Annotated in this window: 18 protein-coding genes and 4 tRNA genes; 21 read left to right on the plus strand and 1 reads right to left on the minus strand. The window is 63.6% G+C overall.

Annotated features, from left to right (window positions below; translation table 11 throughout):
* Positions 1-701 precede the first annotated feature (701 nt).
* Positions 702-3,452, minus strand: coding sequence for a TonB-dependent receptor (locus GQ674_RS02410; protein WP_159495846.1), 2,751 nt, complete (start codon positions 3,450-3,452; stop codon positions 702-704).
* Between the two features lie 198 nt (positions 3,453-3,650).
* Here GQ674_RS02410 and GQ674_RS02415 point away from each other — a divergent pair, with 198 nt between their 5' ends.
* The 21 genes from GQ674_RS02415 (at position 3,651) to rplC (ending at position 26,215) form a co-directional block, all read left to right on the plus strand.
* Entirely contained in the window at positions 3,651-4,622 is a 972-nt protein-coding gene (locus GQ674_RS02415; RefSeq protein ID WP_159499194.1) for a cyanophycinase, read from the plus strand.
* Between the two features lie 117 nt (positions 4,623-4,739).
* Entirely contained in the window at positions 4,740-5,753 is a 1,014-nt protein-coding gene (locus GQ674_RS02420) for an isoaspartyl peptidase/L-asparaginase (RefSeq protein ID WP_159495847.1), read from the plus strand.
* A 138-nt stretch (positions 5,754-5,891) separates the two neighbouring features.
* Positions 5,892-5,977 (plus strand) — tRNA-Tyr (locus GQ674_RS02425).
* 28 nt (positions 5,978-6,005) lie between these two features.
* A tRNA-Gly gene (locus GQ674_RS02430) sits at positions 6,006-6,079 on the plus strand.
* Between the two features lie 47 nt (positions 6,080-6,126).
* Positions 6,127-6,202, plus strand: a tRNA-Thr gene (locus GQ674_RS02435).
* Positions 6,203-6,242: 40 nt separating this feature from the next.
* Positions 6,243-7,433, plus strand: a complete 1,191-nt coding sequence (gene tuf, locus GQ674_RS02440; RefSeq protein ID WP_159495848.1) for an elongation factor Tu — start codon at positions 6,243-6,245, stop codon at positions 7,431-7,433.
* Between the two features lie 100 nt (positions 7,434-7,533).
* Positions 7,534-7,609: transfer RNA gene (locus tag GQ674_RS02445), tRNA-Trp, on the plus strand.
* 44 nt (positions 7,610-7,653) lie between these two features.
* Complete coding sequence (gene secE / locus GQ674_RS02450; protein ID WP_159495849.1) at positions 7,654-8,061, plus strand: preprotein translocase subunit SecE; 408 nt, start codon at positions 7,654-7,656, stop codon at positions 8,059-8,061.
* Positions 8,062-8,071: 10 nt separating this feature from the next.
* Entirely contained in the window at positions 8,072-8,632 is a 561-nt protein-coding gene (nusG, locus tag GQ674_RS02455) for a transcription termination/antitermination protein NusG (protein WP_017356001.1), read from the plus strand.
* 245 nt (positions 8,633-8,877) lie between these two features.
* The gene (gene rplK / locus GQ674_RS02460; RefSeq protein WP_019186116.1) at positions 8,878-9,306 is read left to right on the plus strand and encodes a 50S ribosomal protein L11; all 429 of its coding nucleotides are present in this window, start codon (positions 8,878-8,880) and stop codon (positions 9,304-9,306) included.
* A gap of 4 nt (positions 9,307-9,310) precedes the next feature.
* Positions 9,311-10,009 carry a 50S ribosomal protein L1 gene (gene rplA / locus GQ674_RS02465; protein WP_128096249.1) on the plus strand — a complete coding sequence of 233 codons (699 nt, stop codon included), beginning with the start codon at positions 9,311-9,313 and terminating at the stop codon, positions 10,007-10,009.
* Positions 10,010-10,396: 387 nt separating this feature from the next.
* Positions 10,397-10,936, plus strand: a complete 540-nt coding sequence (rplJ, locus tag GQ674_RS02470) for a 50S ribosomal protein L10 (RefSeq protein WP_128096248.1) — start codon at positions 10,397-10,399, stop codon at positions 10,934-10,936.
* A 62-nt stretch (positions 10,937-10,998) separates the two neighbouring features.
* Positions 10,999-11,367, plus strand: a complete 369-nt coding sequence (gene rplL, locus GQ674_RS02475) for a 50S ribosomal protein L7/L12 (protein ID WP_038690307.1) — start codon at positions 10,999-11,001, stop codon at positions 11,365-11,367.
* A gap of 340 nt (positions 11,368-11,707) precedes the next feature.
* Positions 11,708-15,862, plus strand: coding sequence for a DNA-directed RNA polymerase subunit beta (rpoB, locus tag GQ674_RS02480; RefSeq protein ID WP_159495850.1), 4,155 nt, complete (start codon positions 11,708-11,710; stop codon positions 15,860-15,862).
* 89 nt (positions 15,863-15,951) lie between these two features.
* Positions 15,952-20,193 carry a DNA-directed RNA polymerase subunit beta' gene (gene rpoC, locus GQ674_RS02485; RefSeq protein ID WP_159495851.1) on the plus strand — a complete coding sequence of 1,414 codons (4,242 nt, stop codon included), beginning with the start codon at positions 15,952-15,954 and terminating at the stop codon, positions 20,191-20,193.
* A gap of 337 nt (positions 20,194-20,530) precedes the next feature.
* Positions 20,531-20,905: a 30S ribosomal protein S12 gene (gene rpsL / locus GQ674_RS02490; protein WP_017356008.1), complete on the plus strand. Its 375-nt coding sequence runs from the start codon at positions 20,531-20,533 to the stop codon at positions 20,903-20,905.
* Between the two features lie 12 nt (positions 20,906-20,917).
* The gene (gene rpsG, locus GQ674_RS02495) at positions 20,918-21,385 is read left to right on the plus strand and encodes a 30S ribosomal protein S7 (RefSeq protein ID WP_017356009.1); all 468 of its coding nucleotides are present in this window, start codon (positions 20,918-20,920) and stop codon (positions 21,383-21,385) included.
* 138 nt (positions 21,386-21,523) lie between these two features.
* A complete protein-coding gene (gene fusA / locus GQ674_RS02500) occupies positions 21,524-23,665 on the plus strand; it encodes an elongation factor G (RefSeq protein WP_159495852.1) in 2,142 nt (713 codons plus the stop codon).
* A gap of 52 nt (positions 23,666-23,717) precedes the next feature.
* A complete protein-coding gene (gene tuf / locus GQ674_RS02505; protein WP_159495853.1) occupies positions 23,718-24,908 on the plus strand; it encodes an elongation factor Tu in 1,191 nt (396 codons plus the stop codon).
* 333 nt (positions 24,909-25,241) lie between these two features.
* Positions 25,242-25,553 carry a 30S ribosomal protein S10 gene (rpsJ, locus tag GQ674_RS02510; RefSeq protein ID WP_010341589.1) on the plus strand — a complete coding sequence of 104 codons (312 nt, stop codon included), beginning with the start codon at positions 25,242-25,244 and terminating at the stop codon, positions 25,551-25,553.
* Positions 25,554-25,564: 11 nt separating this feature from the next.
* The gene (gene rplC, locus GQ674_RS02515; protein ID WP_128095572.1) at positions 25,565-26,215 is read left to right on the plus strand and encodes a 50S ribosomal protein L3; all 651 of its coding nucleotides are present in this window, start codon (positions 25,565-25,567) and stop codon (positions 26,213-26,215) included.
* Positions 26,216-26,227 lie beyond the last annotated feature (12 nt).

Raw genomic sequence — 26,227 nt, forward strand, 5'->3', positions numbered from 1 at the left:
GCAAGCACGTGGTGGTGATTATTTAATCACGCCCGGAAACCCTTGCCGCAGGTGCTTCCGACCCACTTGTCCACAACAAACACCCACCGCTCTCCACGCCCCATGTGGAAAACCCCGACCCCGGTAGTGCCGGCCGCTGGCCGGCAACCCGCACACCCACCCCGCAAGCCACGTGGACAATTTCTGACCACTACTGGAAACCCTTGCAGCGTATCGCTCGCACCGGGTTGTCCACAGCAAACCCCCATCGCTCTCCACGTACGATGTGGAAAACTCCACATACGCGTGGACAAAAAATCACCACGTCCCGAAAACCTTGCGGTGGTTGGCTTGCACCTACTTGTCCACACCAAACCCCCACGCCTCTCCACGTCGGGTGTGGAGAACCGTGCAGGACGTATTCGGAATGGCGAGGAGCCGGCCAGCGGCCGGCACTACCTGCTTGGCTCTCTGCATGGCCACCGGCCAATTGTCTGGGGCGGGTGCGGGTGGGTTGGCGGGACCCTCCACCGCATGGATGCGGTGGCGGAGCCTACACGGACGTACTCGCGGCGTGTCCCGCCAACCCACCCGCACCTGCCCCGCGCAGGCGCCAGCACACCGTGATGGCTTGTGCGTTGTCGCGTGGGAAGTGCATCGCCCAAAAAAAGACGGAGGCACTGCCTCCGTCTTTTCGCCCGCATCCACTGCAACCGCGCCGCTTACAGCGCCGTGCCGCCGAACTTGTGCGTGTACTGCAGATTGATCGTACGGCCCACGGTATCGAACCACGACACGTCGTAGTACGGGTAGGACGTATAGGTCGCGTCCTTCGGCGGCATCTTGTTGCCTACGTTCACCACCGACAGCGACAGGCGCGAATGGTCGTCCACGCGGTACTGCACCGACACGTTGTAGCGGTACGTGGCCCCGATCCACGGACTGTCGCCGCTCTCCGGATCGAAGCTCTGGTCATAGCTGTCGTAGGTCGGCAGCTTGCCCAGCCGCGACCCGTACAGCGTGGCCGACCACGCATCGTTCTCCCAGGTGATGCTGGCGCTGGTCTTGGTGCGCGGAATGTCGAACCCGCTGTTCACCGCGAACTTGTCCTCCACCACATCGCCGTCGAACTGCTGGAAATCGTGCGTCTTCACCCAGGTGTGATTGCCGCTCAGGATGAAATCGCCGATCCCGGTGGTCAGCCGGTAACGCACGCCCACGTCGATGCCCTGCGTGGTCTCGCGCGCGATGTTGACCGGGTTGACGTGCACTCCGTACAGGCGGCCGTCGCTGGTGCGGGTGACGCGGCTGATCGCATCGACACAGGTCGGCGAGTTCGCATCGGCATTCCCCAGGCGGCAGGCCGCTTCATCACGCAGGATGGTGCCCACGTCCATGTCCTTCACCTGGTCGCGCATGTCGATGTCGAACCAGTCCACCGACAGGTCCAGGCCCACCGCCGGCGACCACACGAAGCCGGCGCTCCACGACGTGCTGGTCTCCGGATCCAGCTGGCGGTTGCCTCCGCGCGTGCGGATCAGGTTCTCTTCGTAGTCCGAGCAGTCATCCGCGCCGTCCAGCTGGCAGGCGTAGTAGTCGTTGTTGCTGGTTTCATCGTTGCCCGGGCCGGCGTACACGTAGTGCAGGTCCGGCGCGCGGAACGCGGTGCCGTACGAGCCGCGCACCAGCAGGCTGTCGATCGGGCGCCACTCGATGCCGCCGCTCCAGGTTGCCTTGCCGATGCTGTTGCCCGAGTAGCGGTACTGGTCGTAGCGGCCGGCCACGCTTACGTTGAGCGTGTCGTGCAGCGGCAGGCGCAGCTCGGCCGCAGTGGCCCAGCGGTTGCGGCTGCCATGGCCATCCGAGTCCTTCCAGCTGTAGTAGTAGTACCCGGTCGCCAGCGGATCGGGGTTGAGCGCGTAGGACTGGTTGCCGAACTCGGCGGTGGCGGCGAACCCGGCCTTGCCGCCCGGCAGTTCGAACAGCTCGCCGTTGGTCAGGGTCAGCGCGGCCGTATCGGTGCGCGACTTCGGCGTATAGGTTGTCTTCGCGGCGATCGAATCGTACTCGGCGCGGCTCAGCGGCCGGTAAAGGCGCGCCGGATCGGCGTCGAACACCGGGAACACGTTGTCGTCGTCATCGGTGTACTCGCCCAGCTGCTCGCCCAGGAACAACGCATTGGCCTTGGACGCGATGATCTGCGGCCAGCGGATCGAGGACTGGTACTGCGAATGGCTCAGCGACGCTTCGTAGTCCCAGTTCGGGCCCAGGCTGCCCTTGAAGCCGGTGGTCACGCTGAAGGTCTTCTGGGTGCTGCGGATCATCCCGTTGCGCAGCCCGCCCATTTCCTCGGGCGAGAACTGGCGCTGCCAGAACTCCACCTGGTCGGTGGCCTGGTTGTAGAAATAGCCGTCTTCGTTGCCGTCGGCGGCCATCCGTCCCCACTGGGTCACGTCGCGCATCAGCGCGATGTCGTGGTAGCCCATCTGCACGTCGGCAAACCAGTTGGTGCCATTGTCGAAGGCATGGTTGAGCGAGGCGTAGCCATTCACGCCGCGGCGCTTGCTCAGGATCGTGCCGTAGCCGATGGAGCGGTCGCTGCCGCAGTAGAAGCCGTAGCGGGAACGCTCGGCATACTGGGTGCTGCCGCGGTTCTGCCCGGCCAGCGCATCGCAGGTCGCCTTGCCCGGGTCCAGGTAATCGTCGTTGTAGTCGGTGCGCAGGTAGGCGCGGCGCGCGGCGCGGGCGCTCTCGGTGGGCGCGTCCAGGGTGGAATCCTGCTGGCTGCGCTCATAGGCCCAGAGCGGCGTCTGCGACTGCAGTTCCAGGCTGTACACCGCACTGAAGCGGCCGGCATCGAAGCCGCTGGCCAGGCTGATGTCGAACGAATCGGCGCCGCCTTCGGTGGCCGTGCCCATGCGCACGTCTACCGTGGTGCCATCCACGTGCTTCTTGAGGATGAAGTTGACGACGCCGGCGATCGCATCCGACCCGTAGATCGCCGAGGCGCTGCCGGTCAGCACTTCGATCCGCTCGATCATCCCGATCGGAATGTTGGACACGTCGGTGAAGTTGCTGCGGCCCTGGAACGGCATCGGGAAGTCGGCGATGCGGCGGCCATTGACCAGCACCAGGGTGTGGTTCGGGCCCAGCCCGCGCAGATCGACCTGCTGCGCACCCGGCGAGAAGTCCGCGCCGCTGGAGGACTGCTGGCTCTGGGTTTCACCGCCGTTCTGGGACATCGACCGAAGCACGTCCGGCACGCTGGTGAAGCCGCTGGCCTGGATCTGCTCGGCAGTGATCACCGTGACCGGGGCGGGGCCCTCGACCTGGGCGCGCGGAATCCGCGAACCGGTGACCTGCACCGTGTCCAGCTGCTGCACCCCGGACGCGGCCGGCGCCTGGGCGCCTGCGGTTGCGGCCACACCCATCAACGCCAGCTGGATCGACCACGCCATCGCCTGTTTACGCATGAGAATTCTCGAGAAGAAAGTGTCGGCCTCCAGGGAGACCTGTCCCCCATTCACATTTCGCGAATGGACGGCGCGCATTTAACGCCTTTTTTACGGGCTTGACCACTACCGATTTCTCTGGCAAAGAGTGAAAGCGCTTACACCCGGTTTTTGTTCAGGGAGATCAACGTGCACAAGGCTTTCCGCCCGTTCGCGCCGATGCTCTGGCTGCTGCTCGGCCTGGCCCTGCCCAGCCACGCGCAGTCCGTCCTGGACACCGGCTACCGCTACTACGAGGTGGGTGATCTCGACGCCGCCCCGGCCCTCCGCACCGAACCGGCGATGATGTTGATGGGCGGGGGCGAGTGGGTTCCCGAGGCCTTCCAGTGGTGGCTGCAGCGCGCGGGGCACGGCCGCGTGGTGATCCTGCGCGCCTCCGGTGCCGACGAGCTGCAGCAGCGCCTGTACCGCGATATCGGCGGTGCCGCCTCGGTGCAGACCCTGGTCTTCGACAGCCGCCGGGGCGCCGACGACCCGGCCGTACTGCGGGTCGTGGCGGCCGCCGATGCGATCTTCATCGCCGGCGGCGACCAGTCCCGTTACATCCGCTTCTGGAAGGGCACCGCGCTCAACGAAGCGCTCAATGCGCACGTCCGTGCCGGCCGGCCGATCGCCGGCACCAGTGCCGGCCTGGCCATCCTGGGCGGCTACAGCTACGGCGCGATGGACGGCGGCAGCATCACCTCGGCCACTGCGCTGCGCGATCCGATGGGGGGCGAAGTCACCCTGGACAGCGACTTCCTGACCATGCCGTACCTGTCCAACGTGGTGACCGACACCCATTTCGGCAAGCGCGACCGCCTCGGCCGGTTGATCGTGTTCGTGGCCCGGGCGGCGCAGCAGGCCGGGCGCGAGGACATGGTGGGCATCGGCGTGGACGAGGACACCGCCCTGTGCGTGGAAGCCGATGGGCGCGGCCGCGTGCTCAGCAGGAACGGCGGCTACGCCTGGCTGGTGATGCCGCGGCACACCGCCGACCGCCTGCGCGATGGCGAGCCGCTGGAATTCCACGCCATCCCGGTCACGGGGGTGGGAAGCGGCAGCCTGCTGCACCTGGACGGGTTCCGCGTGGACGATGCGGCCTTCCAGGTCACTGCCGATATCCGCGACGGCGGTCTGGAGCTGCGGTAGCCCGCGACTGCGGGTCGTGGGATGACGGGCCCACGCGCGCCGCCAGGGCAGGGTATGGGCCTACCCGCACCGCGCATCTGCGGCCATGATGGGGCTCCCAACCTGCCGGTGCCGTCCATGTCCCGTCCAACCGCGTTGCTGCTGTCGCTGTGCCTGTCGATCCCGCTGGTGGCCACGGCTGCCGCGCCGGTATTGGTCATCCATGGTGGCGCCGGCGTGGAGCGCAGGGACCTGACGCCGGCCGAAGAAAAGGCCGCACGTGCCGCGTTGCGCCAGGCGCTGCTCAGCGGCCACCACGCGCTGGCGGCCGGCAAGCCCGCACTGGAGGCAGTGACCGCGGCGATCTCCGTGCTCGAAGACGATCCCACCTTCAATGCCGGCAAGGGCGCGGTATTCACCCACGACGGCCGCAACGAGCTGGACGCATCGCTGATGGACGGCGCCTCCCTGAAAGCCGGCGCGGTGGCCGGCGTGCAGCGGGTGCGCAACCCGATCCTGCTGGCCGAAGCAGTGATGCAGCACTCCGCGCACGTAATGATGGTGGGGCAGGGGGCGGAAACCTTCGCCGCCAGCCAGGGCATCGCGCTGGTCGATCCGACCTACTTCCGCACTGAAAAGCGCTGGCAACAACTGCAGAAGGCGCTCCGGGAAGAGGCCAGCGGACAGGCGCACGCAGACCTGGAAACCGCACGCCACTTCGGCACGGTCGGCGCGGTGGCACTGGATGCGCAGGGCCATCTTGCCGCGGGCACCTCGACCGGCGGCATGACCAACAAGCGCTACGGTCGCGTGGGCGATTCGCCGATCATCGGCGCGGGCACCTATGCCAATGCCACCTGTGCGGTGTCGGGCACCGGCTGGGGCGAGTACTACATCCGCACGGCGGCCGCGCACGACATCTGCGCGCGCATGCAGTACCTCAAGCAGGGGCCGGTGGAAGCGGGGCGCGCGGTGATCAACGATCGCATTCCCGCGCTCGGGGGCGACGGCGGTGCGATCGTGCTCGCCGCAGACGGTCGCGTCGCCGCGCCGTTCAACACGCAGGGCATGTACCGGGGCTGGATCGGCGCCGATGGCGTGCCGCACGTGGCCATCTTTGCCGACGAACCGCTGCCGCTGCCGGGGCAATAGCCCGTTACGCCAGGGCTTTTTGCACTTCGTGTGAAAAAGTTGAAAAAGAGTGTTGACAGAACCCCCGTTAATCTCCAAAATTCACGGCTCTTCCACCCCACACCGAAAACGCTTCGGCGCCACGGGACAGGGTGGTAAGGAGGGATACCCAAGCGGCCAACGGGGGCAGACTGTAAATCTGCTGGCTTACGCCTTCGGTGGTTCGAATCCACCTCCCTCCACCAGTTTCATGTTGTGGCAAAGGCTTCCGATGCGGGAGTAGTTCAATGGTAGAACCTCAGCCTTCCAAGCTGATGGTGCGGGTTCGATCCCCGTCTCCCGCTCCATTGAATGAGTTTGAATCTAATCAAATTCGTGCCATAATACAAAACTCGCTCACGTAGCTCAGTCGGTAGAGCACCTCCTTGGTAAGGAGGAGGTCGAAGGTTCGATTCCTTTCGTGAGCACCATCTAAGTGCCACCATTCAGACGATTTCGAGATAAGCAGCCATGGCCAAGGGTAAGTTCGAGCGCACCAAGCCGCACGTCAACGTCGGCACCATCGGTCACGTCGACCACGGCAAGACCACGCTGACCGCCGCACTGACCAAGATCGGTGCCGAGCGCTTCGGTGGCGAGTTCAAGGATTACTCCTCGATCGACGCCGCGCCGGAAGAAAAGGCTCGTGGCATCACGATCTCGACCGCGCACGTCGAATACGAATCCACCGAGCGTCATTACGCGCACGTGGATTGCCCGGGCCATGCTGACTACGTCAAGAACATGATCACCGGTGCCGCCCAGATGGACGGCGCGATCCTGGTCTGCTCGGCTGCTGACGGCCCGATGCCGCAGACCCGCGAGCACATCCTGTTGTCGCGTCAGGTCGGCGTGCCGTACATCGTCGTCTTCCTGAACAAGGCAGACATGGTCGATGACGCCGAGCTGCTGGAACTGGTCGAAATGGAAGTCCGCGAGCTGCTGAGCAAGTACGACTTCCCGGGCGACGACACCCCGATCATCGCGGGTTCGGCCCGCCTGGCGCTGGAAGGCGACCAGAGCGACATCGGCGTGCCGGCCGTGATCAAGCTGGTCGAAGCTCTCGACAGCTGGATCCCGACCCCGGAGCGTGACATCGACAAGCCGTTCCTGATGCCGGTGGAAGACGTGTTCTCGATCTCGGGCCGCGGCACCGTGGTGACCGGTCGTATCGAGCGCGGCGTGATCAAGGTCGGCGAAGAAATCGAAATCGTCGGTATCCGTCCGGTCCAGAAGACCACCGTCACCGGCGTGGAAATGTTCCGCAAGCTGCTGGATCAGGGTCAGGCAGGTGACAACGCCGGTCTGCTGCTGCGCGGCACCAAGCGTGACGACGTCGAGCGTGGCCAGGTGCTGGCCAAGCCGGGTTCGATCAAGCCGCACACCCAGTTCGACGCCGAAGTGTACGTGCTGTCCAAGGATGAGGGTGGTCGTCATACCCCGTTCTTCAAGGGCTACCGTCCGCAGTTCTACTTCCGTACCACCGACATCACCGGCGCTTGCGAACTGCCGGAAGGTGTGGAAATGGTGATGCCGGGCGACAACGTGAAGATGGTTGTCACCCTGATCAACCCGGTCGCCATGGACGAAGGTCTGCGCTTCGCGATTCGCGAAGGCGGCCGTACCGTCGGCGCCGGCGTGGTCTCCAAGATCATCGCGTAATTTCGTAATACCGGCGGTTGCATAGCTCCGCCGGTCTCGCGAATGGCGGGCCGGGAACCTCGGTCCGCCTTCGCCGTCTAAGGGAAGGCAGTTTTTCAGTACGCCAGTAGCTCAATTGGCAGAGCAGCGGTCTCCAAAACCGCAGGTTGGGGGTTCGAGTCCCTCCTGGCGTGCCACTTCTCCCTTCCAGCGGCCATGCCGCCTTAGCAGCCAGAGCCGGATGAACAGCAAGATCGAGCATTCCAAAGACAACGCCTCCACTGGAGGTGACATCGTCAAGTACGCCGCCGCAACCCTCCTGGTGCTGGCGGGTCTTTTTGCTTGGTACTGGTTCGGCACCCCTGAGCATGCGTCCCAGAGTGCATGGGCCGGTCCGCTTCGCGGTCTGGCCGTTGTCGTTGGCTTGGTGGCCGGCGTTGGCGTGTTCCTGATGACCGGCAAAGGTCGCGACACGCGTGAATTCCTTTCCGAATCGCGTTTCGAACTGCGCAAGGTAGTCTGGCCGACCCGCCAGGAAGCCATCCGCATGACCTGGGTGGTGATCGTTGTTGTGATCATCCTCAGCTTGCTGCTGGGCGGATTTGATTTCCTGATTCAGAAAGCGACCCAGTGGTTCCTGGGTCGATAAGGAGAAACCAGTGAAGCGTTGGTACGTCGTTCACGCCTATTCGGGCTTCGAAAAGTCGGTTGCGCAGGCTCTGCGCGATCGCATCGTGCGTGACGAGATGCAGGAGCGCTTCGGTGATGTCCTGGTCCCGACCGAGGAAGTGGTCGAAATGCGTTCCGGCCAGAAGCGCCGTTCCGAGCGCAAGTTCTTCCCGGGTTACGTGCTGGTCCAGATCGAGACCCACGAAGAAAACGGTATTCCGCGCATCGACAACGAAAGCTGGCACCTGGTGAAGGATACGTCCAAGGTGATGGGCTTCATTGGCGGTACCGCTGACCGTCCGCTGCCGATCCGTGACGAAGAAGCTGCTGCCATCCTGGACCGCGTTCAGGAAGGTGTGGAAAAGCCGCGTCCGAAGGTGCTGTTCGAGCCGGGCCAGATGGTCCGCGTCACCGAAGGCCCGTTCAACGACTTCAACGGCGTGGTCGAGGAAGTCAACTACGAGAAGAGCCGTCTGCGCGTCTCGGTGTTGATTTTCGGTCGTGCCACCCCGGTCGAGCTCGAGTTCGGCCAGGTCGAAAAGGCCGTCTGACCCCACGTGGCGCCGGGCTCTGCCCGGCGTTGCCGCGAAGCGGGGCAGGGCTCCGCTCTGCCGCATTCAGACAGGCGGGCCAAAACCTGATATAGTGCGCGGCTTCCTGCCAGGAAGCTGGCAAAAGCAAGGGCCGCCGCGAGGTGGCCTTCTGCGTGAATTCAAAACGCGATGCCGGGACGCGTGATTCCCGGTCCGATGGGGAGCCTGTTGTCGTAAGGCGCTAGCACCCGGAGAGCATACTCATGGCAAAGAAAGTTGTCGGTTATATCAAGCTGCAGGTGAAGGCCGGTCAGGCCAACCCCTCGCCGCCGGTCGGTCCTGCGCTGGGTCAGCGTGGCCTGAACATCATGGAATTCTGCAAGGCCTTCAATGCCGCCACGCAGAAGCTGGAGCCGGGTCTGCCGGTGCCGGTCATCATCACGGCCTATTCGGACCGTACCTTCACCTTCATCACCAAGAGCACCCCGGCCGCCGTGCTGCTCAAGAAGGCTGCTGGCATCTCCTCGGGCTCCAAGCGCCCGAACACCGAAAAGGTGGGCAAGGTGACCCGTAAGCAGCTGGAAGAAATCGCCAAGACCAAGGAAGCCGACCTGACGGCCGCCGACCTGGACGCCGCGGTGCGCACGATTGCCGGTTCTGCCCGTTCCATGGGCCTCGTGGTGGAGGGTTAAGAAGATGGCACAGACCAAGCGTGAGAAGGCCATCAAGGCCGCCGTCGTCCCGGGTAAGGCATATGCCTTCGAGGACGCGATCAAGATCCTGAAGACCGCTACCAAGGCCAAGTTCGTCGAGTCCTTCGACGTTGCTGTGCGCCTGGGCGTGGACGCCAAGAAGTCCGACCAGCAGGTGCGCGGTTCCACCGTGCTGCCGTCCGGTACCGGCAAGAGCGTGCGCGTTGCCGTCTTCGCACCGGCCGGTGCCAAGGCTGACGAAGCCCTGGCCGCTGGCGCCGAAGCCGTTGGCATGGAAGACCTGGCCGAGAAGATGCAGGCCGGCGATCTGAACTACGACGTCGTCATCGCCACCCCGGACGCCATGCGCGTCGTGGGTAAGCTGGGCACCGTGCTCGGCCCGCGCGGCCTGATGCCGAACCCGAAGGTCGGCACCGTGTCGGCCAACCCGGGCGAAGCCGTCAAGAATGCCAAGTCGGGTCAGGTGCGTTACCGCACCGACAAGGCCGGCATCATCCACTGCACCATCGGCAAGGCCGACTTCGCTGAAGAAGCGTTGAAGCTGAACCTGCAGGCGCTGCTGCTGGACCTGATCAAGGCCAAGCCGGCCACCTCGAAGGGCACCTACCTGCAGAAGGTATCGGTCAGCTCGACGATGGGCCCGGGCGTCACCGTCGACACCTCGTCGCTGACCCTGAAGTAAGTGTTTCAAGCGGGAGCTGGGCACATGTCCGGCTCCCGCGATATTTGAAGGCAATCGACGTGGGGTCCGCCCTGCAACGATAGCCGTCAAAGACCGCAGGCGCGGTCAGTACATACCGGCGACGGGCAGGGATGCTCGCATTGGCAGGGAGTCGCCGCCGGCGCAGTACCGACCGCTTAATCGATTCCCCCGGGAATCACCCTGCGTAGATGGTGCCCTTCTGGAGTTTTTCTGGTTTACGCACGTCTGGGTCTCCCAGGTTGGCCATCCAGGTCTAGAACGGCCCACCCTTGGAACATCAACCCGATGTTCCCGGCGTCCAGGACGGATGCCGCCCAGGACCGCACACGGCAGGAGCCGTAAGCGGAGTTCAATTGGAGGAGTGCAATGGCTCTCAATCTGTCCCAGAAGCAAGAAGTAGTCGCGGAGCTGGCAGAAGTCGCCGCCAAGGCTCACTCCTTGATCGCAGCCGAATACGCTGGCACCACGGTCTCCCAGATGACCGCGATGCGCAAGCAGGCACGCGAAACCGGCGTTTTCTTGAAAGTTGTCAAGAACACGCTGGCGGCACGTGCAGTGGAAGGTACCGAATACGCGTGCGCCAAAGACGCACTCGTCGGTCCGCTGCTGTACGCGTTCTCGCTCGAGGAGCCCGGCGCAGCCGGTCGCCTGATCAAGGATTTTGCCAAGACCAACGACAAGCTGCAGGCAAAGGTCGTGGCCATCGGCGGGGAACTGTTCCCGGCTGGCCATGTTGACGTGCTGGCCTCGCTGCCGACCCGTGATCAGGCCCTGGCCATGCTGGCCCGCGTCCTGACCGAGCCGGTCACGATGTTCGCCCGCGCCATCAAGGCCATCGGCGACAAGCAGGGTGGTGGCGAAGAAGCCGCTGCCGATGCTGCCGAACCGGCTGCCGAGACCGCCTGAGTCGACGTTTCCGTGGTTCCTGACGGAACCTCAACCCAGAAAATTATCCAAAGGTAATCAAAATGTCCCTTACCAACGAACAGATCGTCGACGCAATCGCCGAGAAGTCCCTGATGGAAGTGATGGAGCTGGTCAAGGCCATCGAAGAGAAGTTCGGCGTCTCCGCCGCTGCTCCGGTCGCCGCGGCTGCCGCTGCTGGCCCGGCTGCTGCCGTGGAAGAGCAGACCGAATTCGACGTCATCCTGAAGTCGGCCGGCGAGAAGAAGGTCGAAGTGATTAAGGCTGTCCGCGCCATCACCGGCCTGGGCCTGAAGGAAGCCAAGGACCTGGCTGAAGCCGGCGGCATGATCAAGGAAGGCGCTTCGAAGGACGACGCTGCCAAGTTCAAGAAGGACCTGGAAGCTGCTGGCGCGACTGTCGAAGTCAAGTAAGCAGTTCCTTGCCTCGCCATCGAATCACGGCGATGCAGCCAAGGCTGGGGGCGTAAGCCCCCGGCCTTTGGTCGTTGTTGCGACAACCGCTGGTAGAGCCGACCGTTGGTCGGCTGATCCTCAGTGGTAGAGCCGACCGTTGGTCGGCTGATCCTCAGCGGTAAAGCCGACGGTCAGTCGGCTGCCACACCTTTCCGGCCGCAGGCCGGCGAGTTGGCAGTTGGAAGTAGCGGGAGAAGGCGTGCTGGTGCCGGCAATACCAGCGACTTCCAACTGACAATTTTCATGTTCCCTTCGGGCCGCGCCTGTACGGCGGCCCGCACAGCCAAGGTGAGACCCCATGACGTCATATTCGTTCACCGAAAAGAAGCGTATCCGCAAGGATTTCGGCAAGCAGCGCTCGATCCTCGAAGTGCCGTTCCTGCTTGCCATCCAGGTGGATTCCTATCGCGAATTCCTGCAGGAAAACATTGATCCGGCCAAGCGCCGTGATCTGGGCCTGCACGCCGCGCTGAAGTCGGTCTTCCCGATCGCCAGCTACAGCGGCAACGCTGCCCTGGAATACGTCGGCTACAAGCTTGGCGACCCGGTCTTCGACGAGCGCGAATGCCGCCAGCGTGGCATGAGCTACGGCGCGCCGCTGCGCGTGACCGTGCGCCTGGTGATCTACGACCGCGAGTCGTCGACCAAGGCCATCAAGTACGTGAAGGAGCAGGAGGTCTACCTCGGCGAAATCCCGCTGATGACCGACAACGGCACCTTCATCGTCAACGGTACCGAGCGCGTCATCGTGTCGCAGCTGCACCGTTCGCCGGGCGTGTTCTTCGACCACGACCGTGGCAAGACCCACAGCTCGGGCAAGCTGCTGTACAGCGCCCGCATCATTCCGTACCGCGGCTCCTGGCTGGACTTCGAGTTCGACCCGAAGGACGCGCTGTTCACCCGTATCGATCGTCGCCGCAAGCTGCCGGTGTCGATCCTGCTGCGTGCGCTGGGCTACAGCAACGAAGAAATGCTGGCCGAGTTCTTCGAGATCAACACCTTCCACATCAACCCCGATGAAGGTGTGCAGCTCGAACTGGTCTCCGAGCGCCTGCGCGGCGAGACCCTGAACTTCGACCTGGCCGACGGCGACAAGGTCATCGTCGAAGCCGGCAAGCGCATCACCGCGCGCCACGTCAAGCAGCTGGAAGCCTCGGGCATCGCCGCCCTGGCCGTGCCGGACGATTACATCGTCGGCCGCATCCTGTCGCACGACGTGGTGGACGCCAACACCGGTGAACTGCTGGCCCAGGCCAACGACGAAATCACCGACGAACAGCTGCAGGCCTTCCGCAAGGCCGGCGTCGACGCCGTGGGCACCCTGTGGGTGAACGACCTGGATCGTGGCCCGTACCTGTCCAACACCCTGCGCATCGATCCGACCAAGACCCAGCTGGAAGCCCTGGTCGAAATCTACCGCATGATGCGTCCGGGCGAGCCGCCGACCAAGGATGCCGCGCAGAACCTGTTCCACAACCTGTTCTTCACCTTCGAGCGTTACGACCTGTCCACGGTCGGCCGCATGAAGTTCAACCGCCGTGTCGGCCGCAAGGCTGTCACCGGCGAAGCCGTGCTGTACGACCGCAAGTACTTCGGTGAGCGCAACGACGAAGAGTCCAAGCGCCTGGTCGCCGAGCACGCCGACACCTCCGACATCCTGGACGTGATCAAGGTCCTGACCGAGATCCGCAATGGTCGCGGCGTGGTCGATGACATCGATCACCTGGGCAACCGTCGCGTGCGTTCGGTCGGTGAAATGGCCGAGAACGTGTTCCGCGTGGGCCTGGTCCGCGTCGAGCGCGCGGTCAAGGAACGCCTGTCGATGGCCGAATCCGAAGGCCTGACCCCGCAGGAACTGATCAACGCCAAGCCGGTCGCCGCTGCCATCAAGGAGTTCTTCGGCTCCTCGCAGCTGTCCCAGTTCATGGATCAGAACAACCCGCTGTCGGAAGTGACGCACAAGCGTCGCGTCTCGGCCCTGGGCCCGGGCGGTCTGACCCGTGAACGCGCCGGCTTCGAAGTGCGCGACGTCCATCCGACCCATTACGGCCGCGTCTGCACCATCGAAACGCCGGAAGGCCCGAACATCGGCCTGATCAACTCGCTGGCCGTGTATGCCCGCACCAACCAGTATGGCTTCCTGGAAACCCCGTACCGCAAGGTTGCTGACGGCAAGGTCTCCGACGAGATCGAATTCCTGTCGGCCATCGAAGAAAACGAGTACGTCATCGCCCAGGCCAACGCCCTGACCGATGCCAAGAGCATGCTCACCGAGCAGTTCGTGCCGTGCCGTTTCCAGGGTGAGTCGCTGCTGAAGCCGCCGGCGGAAGTCCACTTCATGGACGTATCGCCGATGCAGACCGTGTCGATCGCTGCCGCGCTGGTTCCGTTCCTGGAGCACGATGACGCAAACCGTGCACTGATGGGCGCCAACATGCAGCGCCAGGCCGTGCCGACCCTGCGTGCGCAGAAGCCGCTGGTGGGTACCGGTATCGAACGCGCCGTGGCCCGTGACTCGGGTGTGACCGTGAATGCCCGTCGTGGTGGCGAGATCGTGCAGATCGACGCCGGCCGCATCGTGGTCAAGGTCAACGAAGTGGAGATCACCGACGCGACCGACGCCGGCGTGGATATCTACAACCTGATCAAGTACACCCGCTCCAACCAGAACACCTGCATCAACCAGCGTCCGCTGGTGGAAGTGGGCAACGTGGTGGCGCGTGGCGACGTGCTGGCTGACGGTCCGTCCACCGACATCGGCGAACTGGCCCTGGGCCAGAACATGCTGATCGCCTTCATGCCGTGGAACGGCTACAACTTCGAAGACTCCATCCTGCTCTCCGAGCGCGTGGTGGAAGAGGATCGTTACACCACGATCCACATCGAAGAACTGACCTGCGTTGCGCGTGACACCAAGCTGGGGCCGGAGGAAATTTCCGCCGACATCCCGAACGTGTCCGAGCAGGCGCTGAACCGTCTGGACGAGTCGGGCGTGGTGTACATCGGCGCCGAAGTGCGTGCCGGCGACATCATGGTCGGCAAGGTCACCCCGAAGGGCGAAAGCCAGCTGACCCCGGAAGAGAAGCTGCTCCGCGCGATCTTCGGCGAGAAGGCCTCGGACGTGAAGGACAGCTCGCTGCGCGTGCCGCCGGGCATGGACGGCACCGTCATCGACGTGCAGGTCTTCACCCGCGACGGCATCGAGAAGGACAAGCGCGCCCGTCAGATCGAAGAGTCTGAAATCAAGCGCGTCAAGAAGGACTTCGACGACCAGTTCCGCATCCTGGAAGGCGCCATCTACGCCCGTCTGCGTTCGCAGATCGTGGGCAAGGTGGTCAACGGTGGTGCCAACCTGAAGAAGGGCGACACCGTCACCGACGCGTACCTGGACGGCCTGAAGAAGGCTGACTGGTTCGCGCTGCGCATGAAGGACGACGACGCTTCCGAAGCCATCGAACGCGCCCAGAAGCAGATCCAGGCGCACGAGAAGGAATTCGAGCGTCGCTTCGCCGACAAGCGCGGCAAGATCACCGCCGGTGACGACCTCGCCCCGGGCGTGCTGAAGATGGTCAAGGTGTTCCTGGCCGTGAAGCGTCGCATCCAGCCGGGTGACAAGATGGCCGGCCGCCACGGCAACAAGGGTGTGGTCTCCAACGTGGTGCCGGTCGAGGACATGCCGTACATGGCCTCGGGCGAAACCGTGGACATCGTGCTGAACCCGCTGGGCGTGCCGTCGCGTATGAACATCGGCCAGATTCTGGAAGTGCATCTGGGCTGGGCCGCCAAGGGCCTGGGTCGCAAGATCCAGGGCATGCTGGAAGCCCAGGCCGCGATCAACGACCTGCGCAAGTTCCTGGACGACGTCTACAACCACGACAAGACCCAGCACGCCAACCACGTCGACCTGACCCAGTTCAGCGACGAGGAGCTGCTGCGCCTGGCCGCCAACCTGACCGACGGCGTGCCGATGGCTACTCCGGTGTTCGACGGTGCCACCGAAGCCGAGATCAAGCACATGCTTGCCCTGGCCGACCTGCCGCTGAGCGGCCAGACCCAGCTGTATGACGGCCGCACCGGTGAGGCGTTCGATCGCCACACCACCGTGGGCTACATGCACTACCTGAAGCTGAACCACCTGGTCGACGACAAGATGCACGCCCGTTCGACCGGCCCGTACTCGCTCGTTACCCAGCAGCCGCTGGGCGGCAAGGCGCAGTTCGGTGGCCAGCGCTTCGGTGAAATGGAAGTCTGGGCGCTGGAAGCCTACGGCGCGGCCTACACCCTGCAGGAAATGCTGACGGTGAAGTCCGATGACGTGCAGGGCCGCAACCAGATGTACAAGAACATCGTCGACGGTGAGCACGAGATGGTCGCGGGCATGCCGGAATCCTTCAACGTTCTCGTGAAGGAAATCCGCTCGCTGGCCATCAACATGGAACTGGAAGACAACTGATGGCGCAGGCGCGGCTGCCCCGGCAGCCGCGCCACCCGTTCGTTCGCTGACAGCCCATCGACAAGATTTCCTCCTTTCGGAGAAACACCATGAAAGACTTGCTGAACCTCTTCAACCAGCAGCGCCAGACGCTGGACTTCGACGCGATCAAGATCGCGCTGGCCTCGCCGGACCTGATCCGTTCGTGGTCCTTCGGCGAAGTGAAGAAGCCGGAAACCATCAACTACCGCACCTTCAAGCCGGAGCGTGACGGCCTGTTCTGCGCCGCCATCTTCGGGCCGGTCAAGGACTACGAGTGCCTGTGCGGCAAGTACAAGCGCATGAAGCACCGCGGCGTGGTCTGCGAAAAGTGCGGCACCGAAGTCACCCTGGCCAAGGTGCGCCGCGAGCGCATGGGCCACATCGACCTGGCCTCGCCGGTCGCGCACATCTGGTTCCTCAAGTCGCTGCCGTCGCGCATCGGCCTGATGCTGGACATGACCCTGCGTGACATCGAGCGCGTGCTGTACTTCGAAGCCTACGTGGTGACCGAGCCGGGCCTGACCGCCCTGGAGCGCCGCCAGCTGCTGACCGAAGAGCAGTACCTGCAGGCACGCCAGGAGCACGGCGACGACTTCGACGCCGCCATGGGCGCCGAGGCCGTGTACGAGCTGCTGCGCACCATCGACCTGCAGTCGGAAATGACCCGCCTGCGCGAGGAAATCTCCAGCACCGGTTCGGAAACCAAGCTCAAGCGCCTCACCAAGCGCATCAAGCTGGTCGAAGCCTTCCTCGAGTCGGGCAACCGTCCGGAGTGGATGGTCATGACCGTGCTGCCGGTGCTGCCGCCGGACCTGCGTCCGCTGGTGCCGCTGGACGGTGGCCGCTTCGCGACCTCCGACCTGAACGACCTGTACCGCCGCGTCATCAACCGCAACAATCGCCTGCGCCGCCTGCTCGAGCTGAACGCGCCGGACATCATCGTGCGCAATGAAAAGCGCATGCTGCAGGAATCGGTCGATGCGCTGCTGGACAACGGCCGTCGCGGCCGTGCCATCACCGGCACCAACAAGCGCCCGCTGAAGTCGCTGGCCGACATGATCAAGGGCAAGCAGGGTCGCTTCCGTCAGAACCTGCTGGGCAAGCGCGTCGACTACTCGGGCCGTTCGGTCATCGTGGTCGGTCCGTACCTGCGCCTGCACCAGTGCGGCCTGCCGAAGAAGATGGCGCTTGAGCTGTTCAAGCCGTTCGTATTCGCCAAGCTGCAGCGTCGTGGCCTGGCCACCACCATCAAGGCCGCCAAGAAGCTGGTCGAGCGCGAAGAAGCCGAAGTCTGGGACATCCTGGAAGAGGTCATCCGCGAACATCCGGTGATGCTGAACCGTGCGCCGACCCTGCACCGTCTGGGCATCCAGGCGTTCGAGCCGGTGCTGATCGAAGGCAAGGCCATCCAGCTGCACCCGCTGGTCTGCACCGCGTTCAACGCCGACTTCGACGGTGACCAGATGGCCGTCCACGTACCGCTCTCGCTGGAAGCCCAGCTGGAAGCGCGTGCGCTGATGATGTCCACCAACAACATCCTGTCGCCGGCCAACGGCGAGCCGATCATCGTGCCGTCGCAGGACGTCGTGCTGGGTCTGTACTACATGACCCGCTCGCTGGAAAACAAGAAGGGCGAGGGCATGGCCTTCGCCAACATCGCCGAAGTCAAGCGCGCCTACGACAACCGCGTGGTGGAACTGCACGCACGCGTGAAGGTCCGCATCACCGAAGTGGTGACCGACGAAGACGGCAACAAGCAGAACAAGACCTCGATCGTGGACACCACGATCGGTCGCGCCCTGCTGGCTGAAATCCTGCCGGAAGGCCTGCCGTTCGCGCTGGCCAACACCGAGCTGACCAAGAAGAACATCAGCCGCCTGATCAACTCCAGCTACCGCCAGCTGGGTCTGAAGGACACGGTCGTGTTCGCCGACAAGCTGATGTACACCGGCTTCGCTTACGCGACCCGCGCCGGCGTCTCCATCGGCATCGACGACATGCTGATCCCGGACGAGAAGAAGGGCATCCTCACCGAGGCCGAAGCCGAAGTGCTGGAAATCCAGGAGCAGTACCAGTCGGGCCTGGTCACCGCCGGCGAGCGCTACAACAAGGTGGTCGACATCTGGTCGCGCACCAATGAGCGCATCGCCAAGGCGATGATGGACACCATCGGTACCGAGAAGGTCATCAATGCCAAGGGCGAGACCATCGACCAGAAGTCGATGAACTCCCTGTACATCATGGCCGACTCCGGTGCGCGTGGTTCCCAGGCACAGATCCGCCAGCTGGCCGGTATGCGTGGCCTGATGGCGCGTCCGGATGGCTCGATCATCGAAACGCCCATCAAGGCGAACTTCCGTGAAGGCCTGAACGTACAGGAATACTTCAACTCCACCCACGGTGCCCGTAAGGGTCTGGCCGATACCGCGCTGAAGACCGCCAACTCGGGTTACCTGACCCGTCGTCTGGTGGACGTCGCGCAGGACGTGGTCATCACCGAAGTGGATTGCGGTACCACCGAAGGCCTGACCATGACCCCGATCGTGGAAGGCGGCGACGTCGTGGAGCCGTTGAAGGACCGCGTGCTGGGTCGTGTCGTGGCCGAGGACGTGTTCCTGCCGGGCAACGACGAAGATCCGATCGTGACCCGCAACACGCTGCTGGACGAAGCGTGGGTGGCCAAGCTTGAAGATGCCAGCGTGCAGTCGGTGAAGGTCCGTTCGACCATCTCCTGCGCCTCGGCCTTCGGCGTGTGCGCCCATTGCTACGGCCGCGATCTGGCCCGTGGCCACATCGTCAACATCGGCGAAGCGGTCGGCGTCATCGCCGCCCAGTCGATCGGTGAGCCGGGTACCCAGCTGACCATGCGTACGTTCCACATCGGTGGTGCGGCATCGCGTGCGGCTGCCGTGGACAACATCACCGTCAAGACCACCGGTTCGGTCAAGTTCAACAACCTCAAGTCGGTGGCGCATGCCAGCGGTTCGCTGGTGGCGGTCTCGCGCTCGGGTGAAATCTCGGTGCTCGACGCCCACGGCCGTGAGCGTGAGCGCTACAAGCTGCCCTACGGTGCCACCATCACCTCCAAGGACGCCGACTCGGTCAAGGCTGGCCAGACCGTGGCGAACTGGGATCCGCATAACCACCCGATCGTGTCCGAAGTGGCCGGTTTCATCCGCTTCATCGACTTCATCGACGGCGTGACCGTCATCGAGAAGACCGACGAACTGACCGGCCTGGCGTCGCGTGAAATCACCGACCCGAAGCGTCGTGGCTCGCAGGCCAAGGACCTCCGTCCGATCGTGCGTATCGTGGATGCCAAGGGCAATGACCTGACCATCCCGAACACCGATCTGCCGGCCCAGTACCTGCTGCCGCCGCGCTCCATCGTCAACCTGCAGGACGGCGCCGCCGTCGGCGTGGGTGACGTGGTCGCCAAGATCCCGCAGGAAGCGTCCAAGACCCGTGACATCACCGGTGGTCTGCCGCGCGTGGCCGACTTGTTCGAAGCGCGCAAGCCGAAGGATCCGGCGATCCTGGCCGAGCGTTCGGGCATCATCAGCTTCGGTAAGGACACCAAGGGCAAGCAGCGCCTGATCATCAAGGACACCGATGGTTCGGAACACGAAGAGCTGATCCCGAAGTACCGTCAGGTGATCGTGTTCGAAGGCGAACACGTGACCAAGGGCGAAACCATCGTGGACGGCGAGCCGAGCCCGCAGGACATCCTGCGTCTGCTGGGTGTCGAGCCGCTGGCGGCCTACCTGGTCAAGGAAATCCAGGACGTGTACCGCCTGCAGGGCGTGAAGATCAACGACAAGCACATTGAAGTGATCACCCGCCAGATGCTGCGCAAGGTCGAAATCACCGACCAGGGCAGCAGCAAGTTCCTGAATGGCGAGCAGGCCGAGCGCCAGCGCGTCATCGAGGAAAATGCACGCCTGACCGCCCGCAACGAGCTGATCGCCCGTTTCGACCCGGTCCTGCTGGGTATCACCAAGGCATCGCTGGCCACCGAATCGTTCATCTCGGCGGCCTCCTTCCAGGAAACCACCCGCGTGTTGACCGAGGCGGCCGTCCGCGGCACCAAGGACAACCTGCGCGGCCTGAAGGAAAACGTCATCGTCGGCCGCCTGATCCCGGCCGGTACCGGTCTGTCGTACCACGCCAACCGCCGCCGCAACGCGAGCGGGCTGACCGATTCGGAAATGCAGACCCTGGCCGGCACCCCGGTCGTGGCGGCACCGGTCGTCGCGTCCGCTCCGGAAGTGGCGGTCGAGTCGACCGACACCGAGCAGGCGGAAGACTGATTGACAGGTCCGGCCCTGGCCGGACCGAAGGGTAGGGCCCGGCCATTGGCCGGGCCAGACCGCTCGGACGCCGCCGGCCACTGGTCGGATGGCTGCCGATGAGGTAGGATGCCGGCCCGGTCTGTCAAAGGACCGGGTTGACAACCTGAACGGGGGGCATGGAGAAGGCTCCCCTGTAACGGCCCGGGATCAGGGCTGGCTTGGCGCGTGCGCATTTGACTGCGTTTTCGCCAGGTTGCTACAATCGTCTGTCTCAGCAGGCCGGTTTCTTGCCTGCTCGCACATATCCGCATTCATGGCCGGTTTTTTCACTGGCCTCTCTCAGAAGAACATACTGATGGCGACGATCAATCAGCTTGTCCGCAAGCCGCGGCAGGCAACCACTTATAAGAGTGCCTCCCCGGCCCTCGATAAGTGCCCCCAGCGCCGTGGCGTCTGCACGCGCGTGTACACCACCACTCCGAAGAAGCCGAACTCGGCGCTTCGCAAGGTTGCCAAGGTTCGCCTGACCAACCAGGAAGAAGTGATTAGCTACATCGGCGGCGAAGGCCACAACCTGCAGGAGCACTCCGTGGTCCTGATCCGTGGCGGTCGCGTCAAGGATCTGCCGGGTGTGCGTTACCACACCGTGCGTGGCTCGCTGGACGCCTCCGGCGTTGCCAAGCGTCGCCAGGGCCGTTCCAAGTACGGCGCCAAGCGTCCGAAGAGCTAAGGGAAAGTACACATGTCTCGTAAAGGTAATACGCCGCAGCGCTCTGTCCTGCCGGATCCGAAGCACGGAAGTGAAACCATCGCACGCTTCATCAATATGGTGATGCTGAGCGGCAAGAAGTCGGTCGCTGAAAAGATCGTCTACGGTGCCATGGACGTGATCGGCGAAAAGAACCCGAACTCCGTCGAGCTGGTGCAGAAGGCTCTGGACAACGTGGCTCCGTCGGTCGAAGTCAAGTCCCGCCGCGTCGGTGGTGCCACCTACCAGGTGCCCGTCGAAGTGCGTTCGTCGCGCAAGATGGCCCTGGCCATGCGTTGGCTGATCGACTCGGCGCGTAAGCGTGGTGAAAACACCATGCCGAAGAAGCTGGCTGCCGAACTGCTGGACGCCTCGGAGAACCGTGGCGGCGCCATCAAGAAGCGCGAAGAAACCCACCGCATGGCCGAAGCCAACAAGGCATTCGCCCACTACCGCTGGTGAGTTTGACGGCCTTGCAAAACAGGCAGAGCGGTACTACGTATTAGTGCCGCTTCGCGGCACCTGGGGTGCCGCGCCAATCCGAAGGCCGCCGAAAGGCGGCGTTCGGCCATCCGAATTCCAAGAAATTGAGAGGCTCCCGTGGCCCGCACCACTCCCATCGAGCGTTACCGTAACTTCGGCATCATGGCTCACATCGATGCCGGCAAGACCACCACGTCCGAGCGCATCCTGTTCTACACCGGCAAGAGCCACAAGATCGGTGAAGTGCACGACGGCGCTGCCACCATGGACTGGATGGAGCAGGAGCAGGAGCGTGGCATCACGATCCAGTCCGCTGCGACCACCGCGTTCTGGAAGGGCATGGACAAGTCCCTGCCGGAGCATCGCTTCAACATCATCGACACCCCCGGACACGTCGACTTCACCATCGAAGTAGAGCGCTCGCTGCGCGTGCTCGACGGTGCTGTGTTCGTGCTGTGCGCCGTCGGTGGCGTGCAGCCGCAGTCCGAAACCGTGTGGCGCCAGGCCAACCGGTACAAGGTGCCGCGCATTGCCTTCGTCAATAAGATGGACCGCACCGGTGCCAACTTCACCAAGGTCGTTGGCCAGCTGAAGGCCAAGCTGGGCGCCGTCGCCGTGCCGATGCAGCTGCCGATCGGCGCTGAAGAAGGCTTCAAGGGCGTGGTCGACCTGATCAAGATGAAGGCCATCCACTGGGATGAAGCCTCGCAGGGCATGAAGTTCGAGTACCTGGAGATCCCGGCCGACATGCAGGCGGAGGCCGACGAGGCCCGCACCTACATGATCGAAGCCGCGGCTGAAGCCAGCGAAGAGCTGATGGAAAAGTACCTGGGCGGCGAAGAGCTGACCGAGGCCGAAATCGTCGAGGCCCTGCGCGTGCGCACCCTGGCCACCGACATCGTGCCGATGTACTGCGGTTCTGCGTTCAAGAACAAGGGCGTGCAGGCCATGCTGGACGGCGTGGTGCAGCTGCTGCCGTCGCCGATCGACGTGCCGGACGTGACCGGTACCGACGTCGACGATGAAACCGTTGCGCTGAGCCGCAAGTCCGACGACAAGGCCCCGTTCTCGGCCCTGGCGTTCAAGATCATCACCGACCCGTTCGTGGGCGCGCTGACCTTCTTCCGTGTCTATTCGGGCACGCTGAACGCTGGCGACCAGCTGCTGAACTCGGTGAAGGGCAAGAAGGAGCGCATCGGCCGCATCCTGCAGATGCACTCCAACGATCGTGAAGAAATCAAGGAAGTGCTGGCCGGTGACATCGCCGCGGCCGTGGGCCTGAAGGACACGACCACCGGTGACACCCTGTGCTCGCAGGACCACCCGATCATCCTGGAGCGCATGGTGTTCCCGGAGCCGGTCATCTCGATGGCCGTCGAACCGAAGACCAAGTCCGACCAGGAAAAGATGGGTCTGGCGCTGGGCCGTCTGGCTCAGGAAGATCCGTCGTTCCGCGTCAAGACCGACGAAGAATCCGGCCAGACCATCATCTCCGGCATGGGCGAGCTGCACCTGGACATCATCGTTGACCGCATGAAGCGCGAGTTCAACGTTGAAGCCAACGTCGGCAAGCCGCAGGTTGCGTACCGCGAAACCATCCAGCTGGCCGATGTCAAGTCGGACTACAAGCACGCCAAGCAGTCCGGTGGTAAGGGTCAGTACGGTCACGTCGTGATCGAGCTGTCGCCGATCACCGCTGAAGACCGTGCCGATCCGAAGATCGGGCCGCTGATCAAGGACGACTTCCTGTTCATCAACGACATCACCGGTGGCGTGATTCCGAAGGAATTCATCCCGTCGATCGAAAAGGGCCTGCGCGAAACCATCACCAGCGGTCCGCTGGCGGGCTTCCCGGTCGTGGACGTCAAGGTGAAGCTGGTGTTCGGCTCGTACCATGACGTCGACTCCTCGGAAATGGCGTTCAAGCTCGCGTCCTCGATGGCCTTCAAGCAGGGCTTCCAGAAGGCCAAGCCGGTCCTGCTGGAGCCGATCATGAAGGTCGAGATCGTGACCCCGAGCGACTATCAGGGTGACGTGATGGGCGACGTGAGCCGTCGTCGCGGCATGCTGCAGGGTTCGAGCGTGACCGGTGACGGTTCGGCCGAGATCATCAACGCGATGATCCCGCTGGGTGAAATGTTTGGTTACGCCACCTCGCTGCGTTCGCAGACCCAGGGTCGCGCGACGTTCACGATGGAATTCGACCATTACGAGCCGGCTCCGTCGAACATCGCTGAAACCGTGATCAAGAAGTCCTGAGCGTAAGCTCAGGTCTCAATCTCTTTCTTTCTGACATTCAAGGGTTACAACAATGGCAAAGGGTAAGTTCGAGCGCACCAAGCCGCACGTCAACGTCGGCACCATCGGTCACGTCGATCACGGCAAGACCACGCTGACCGCTGCACTGACCAAGATCGGTGCCGAGCGCTTCGGTGGCGAGTTCAAGGATTACTCCGCGATCGACGCCGCGCCGGAAGAAAAGGCACGTGGCATCACGATCTCGACCGCGCACGTCGAGTACGAATCCACCGAGCGTCATTACGCCCACGTGGACTGCCCGGGCCATGCTGACTACGTCAAGAACATGATCACCGGTGCCGCCCAGATGGACGGCGCGATTCTGGTCTGCTCCGCTGCTGACGGCCCGATGCCGCAGACCCGCGAGCACATCCTGCTGTCGCGCCAGGTCGGCGTGCCGTACATCGTCGTGTTCCTGAACAAGGCCGACATGGTGGACGATGCCGAGCTGCTGGAACTGGTCGAAATGGAAGTCCGCGAGCTGCTGAGCAAGTACGACTTCCCGGGCGACGACACCCCGATCATCGCGGGTTCGGCCCGTCTGGCGCTGGAAGGCGACCAGAGCGATATCGGCGTGCCGGCCGTGATCAAGCTGGTCGAAGCTCTCGACAGCTGGATCCCGACCCCGGAGCGTGACATCGACAAGCCGTTCCTGATGCCGGTGGAAGACGTGTTCTCGATCTCGGGCCGCGGCACCGTGGTGACCGGTCGTATCGAGCGCGGCGTGATCAAGGTCGGCGAAGAAATCGAAATCGTCGGTATCCGTCCGGTCCAGAAGACCACCGTCACCGGCGTGGAAATGTTCCGCAAGCTGCTCGACCAGGGTCAGGCAGGCGACAACGCCGGTCTGCTGCTGCGCGGCACCAAGCGTGACGACGTCGAGCGTGGCCAGGTGCTGGCCAAGCCGGGTTCGATCAAGCCGCACACCCAGTTCGACGCCGAAGTGTACGTGCTGTCGAAGGACGAGGGCGGCCGTCACACCCCGTTCTTCAAGGGCTACCGTCCGCAGTTCTACTTCCGTACCACCGACATCACCGGCGCTTGCGAACTGCCGGAAGGTGTGGAAATGGTGATGCCGGGCGACAACGTGAAGATGGTTGTCACCCTGATCAACCCGGTCGCCATGGACGAAGGTCTGCGCTTCGCGATTCGCGAAGGCGGCCGTACCGTCGGTGCCGGCGTGGTCTCCAAGATCCTGGCGTAATCTGCTAGAATCTTCGCCCCGATGTTGCCTGGGTAGGGCATCGGGGCGGAACTAAATGGGAAAAGAGGCGCAGGACGCACCTCGTGTTCCCCGGACCAGGAAGGGTCGCGCCATTCAGGCAGTGTCAACAGGTCCCCTGTTGACCGCCGCGTTGTATGCGCGCTATACTTTTTGTCTGGGCAGATCGGGAGACCGGTCTGCCTCGATTTTTGAGGTCTACGGAAAGATCTTGTCGCCGCACGGGAATGTGCGGCGTCTGCATTCAGGATATTCATGGGACAAGGCAACCCAGAGGCCTTGTCCGTCGCTCTTTTAACGAAGGAACCCACCGTCATGGCGGACCAAAAGATCCGGATTCGGCTGAAGGCGTTCGATCATCGTTTGATCGACCGTTCGGCCAGCGAGATCGTAGAAACGGCAAAGCGGACCGGCGCGCAAGTGCGTGGCCCGATCCCCCTGCCGACCAAGATCGAGCGTTACACCATTCTCGTTTCCCCGCACGTCGACAAGGACGCGCGTGACCAGTACGAGACCCGCACGCACAAGCGCGTGCTCGATATCGTTGACCCGAACGACAAGACCGTGGACGCGCTGATGAAGCTCGAACTGGCTGCCGGCGTCGACGTTCAGATCAAGCTGACCTGAGGACTACGACCATGACGAAGAAATATTCGTTGGGCTTCGTGGGCCGCAAGGCTGGCATGAGCCGCGTGTTCACCGAAGATGGCCAGGCCATCCCGGTAACCCTGATTGAAGCTACCCCCAACCGCATCGCGCAGATCAAGACCGTCGAATCCGACGGCTACAGCGCCGTGCAGGTGACCGTCGGCGCGCGTCGCGCTGCCCTGGTCAACAAGCCGGAAGCCGGTCACTTCGCCAAGGCGAAGGTCGACGCGGGCCGTGGCCTGTGGGAATTCCGCGTTGAAGACGCCCAGCTCGGCGATTTCGCCGTCGGTGGCGAAGTCAAGGCGGACATCTTTGAAGTCGGCCAGATCGTCGACGTCCAGGGTGTCACCAAGGGTAAGGGCTTCCAGGGCACCATCAAGCGCTACAACTTCCGTATGGGTGACGCTACCCACGGCAACTCGCTGTCGCATCGCGCGCCGGGTTCGCTGGGTCAGCGCCAGACGCCAGGTCGCGTGTTCCCGGGCAAGAAGATGTCCGGTCACATGGGCTCGGTGCAGCAGAGCACCCAGAACCTGGAAGTTGTCAAGGTCGACGTCGAGCGCGGTCTGATCGCGGTTCGCGGCGCCGTTCCTGGCGCGGCGGGTGGCGACGTGATCGTCCGTCCGGCGAGCAAGGCATAAGGAGAGATGACG

Source organism: Stenotrophomonas sp. 364, from assembly GCF_009832905.1.
Taxonomy (GTDB): domain Bacteria; phylum Pseudomonadota; class Gammaproteobacteria; order Xanthomonadales; family Xanthomonadaceae; genus Stenotrophomonas; species Stenotrophomonas maltophilia_AP.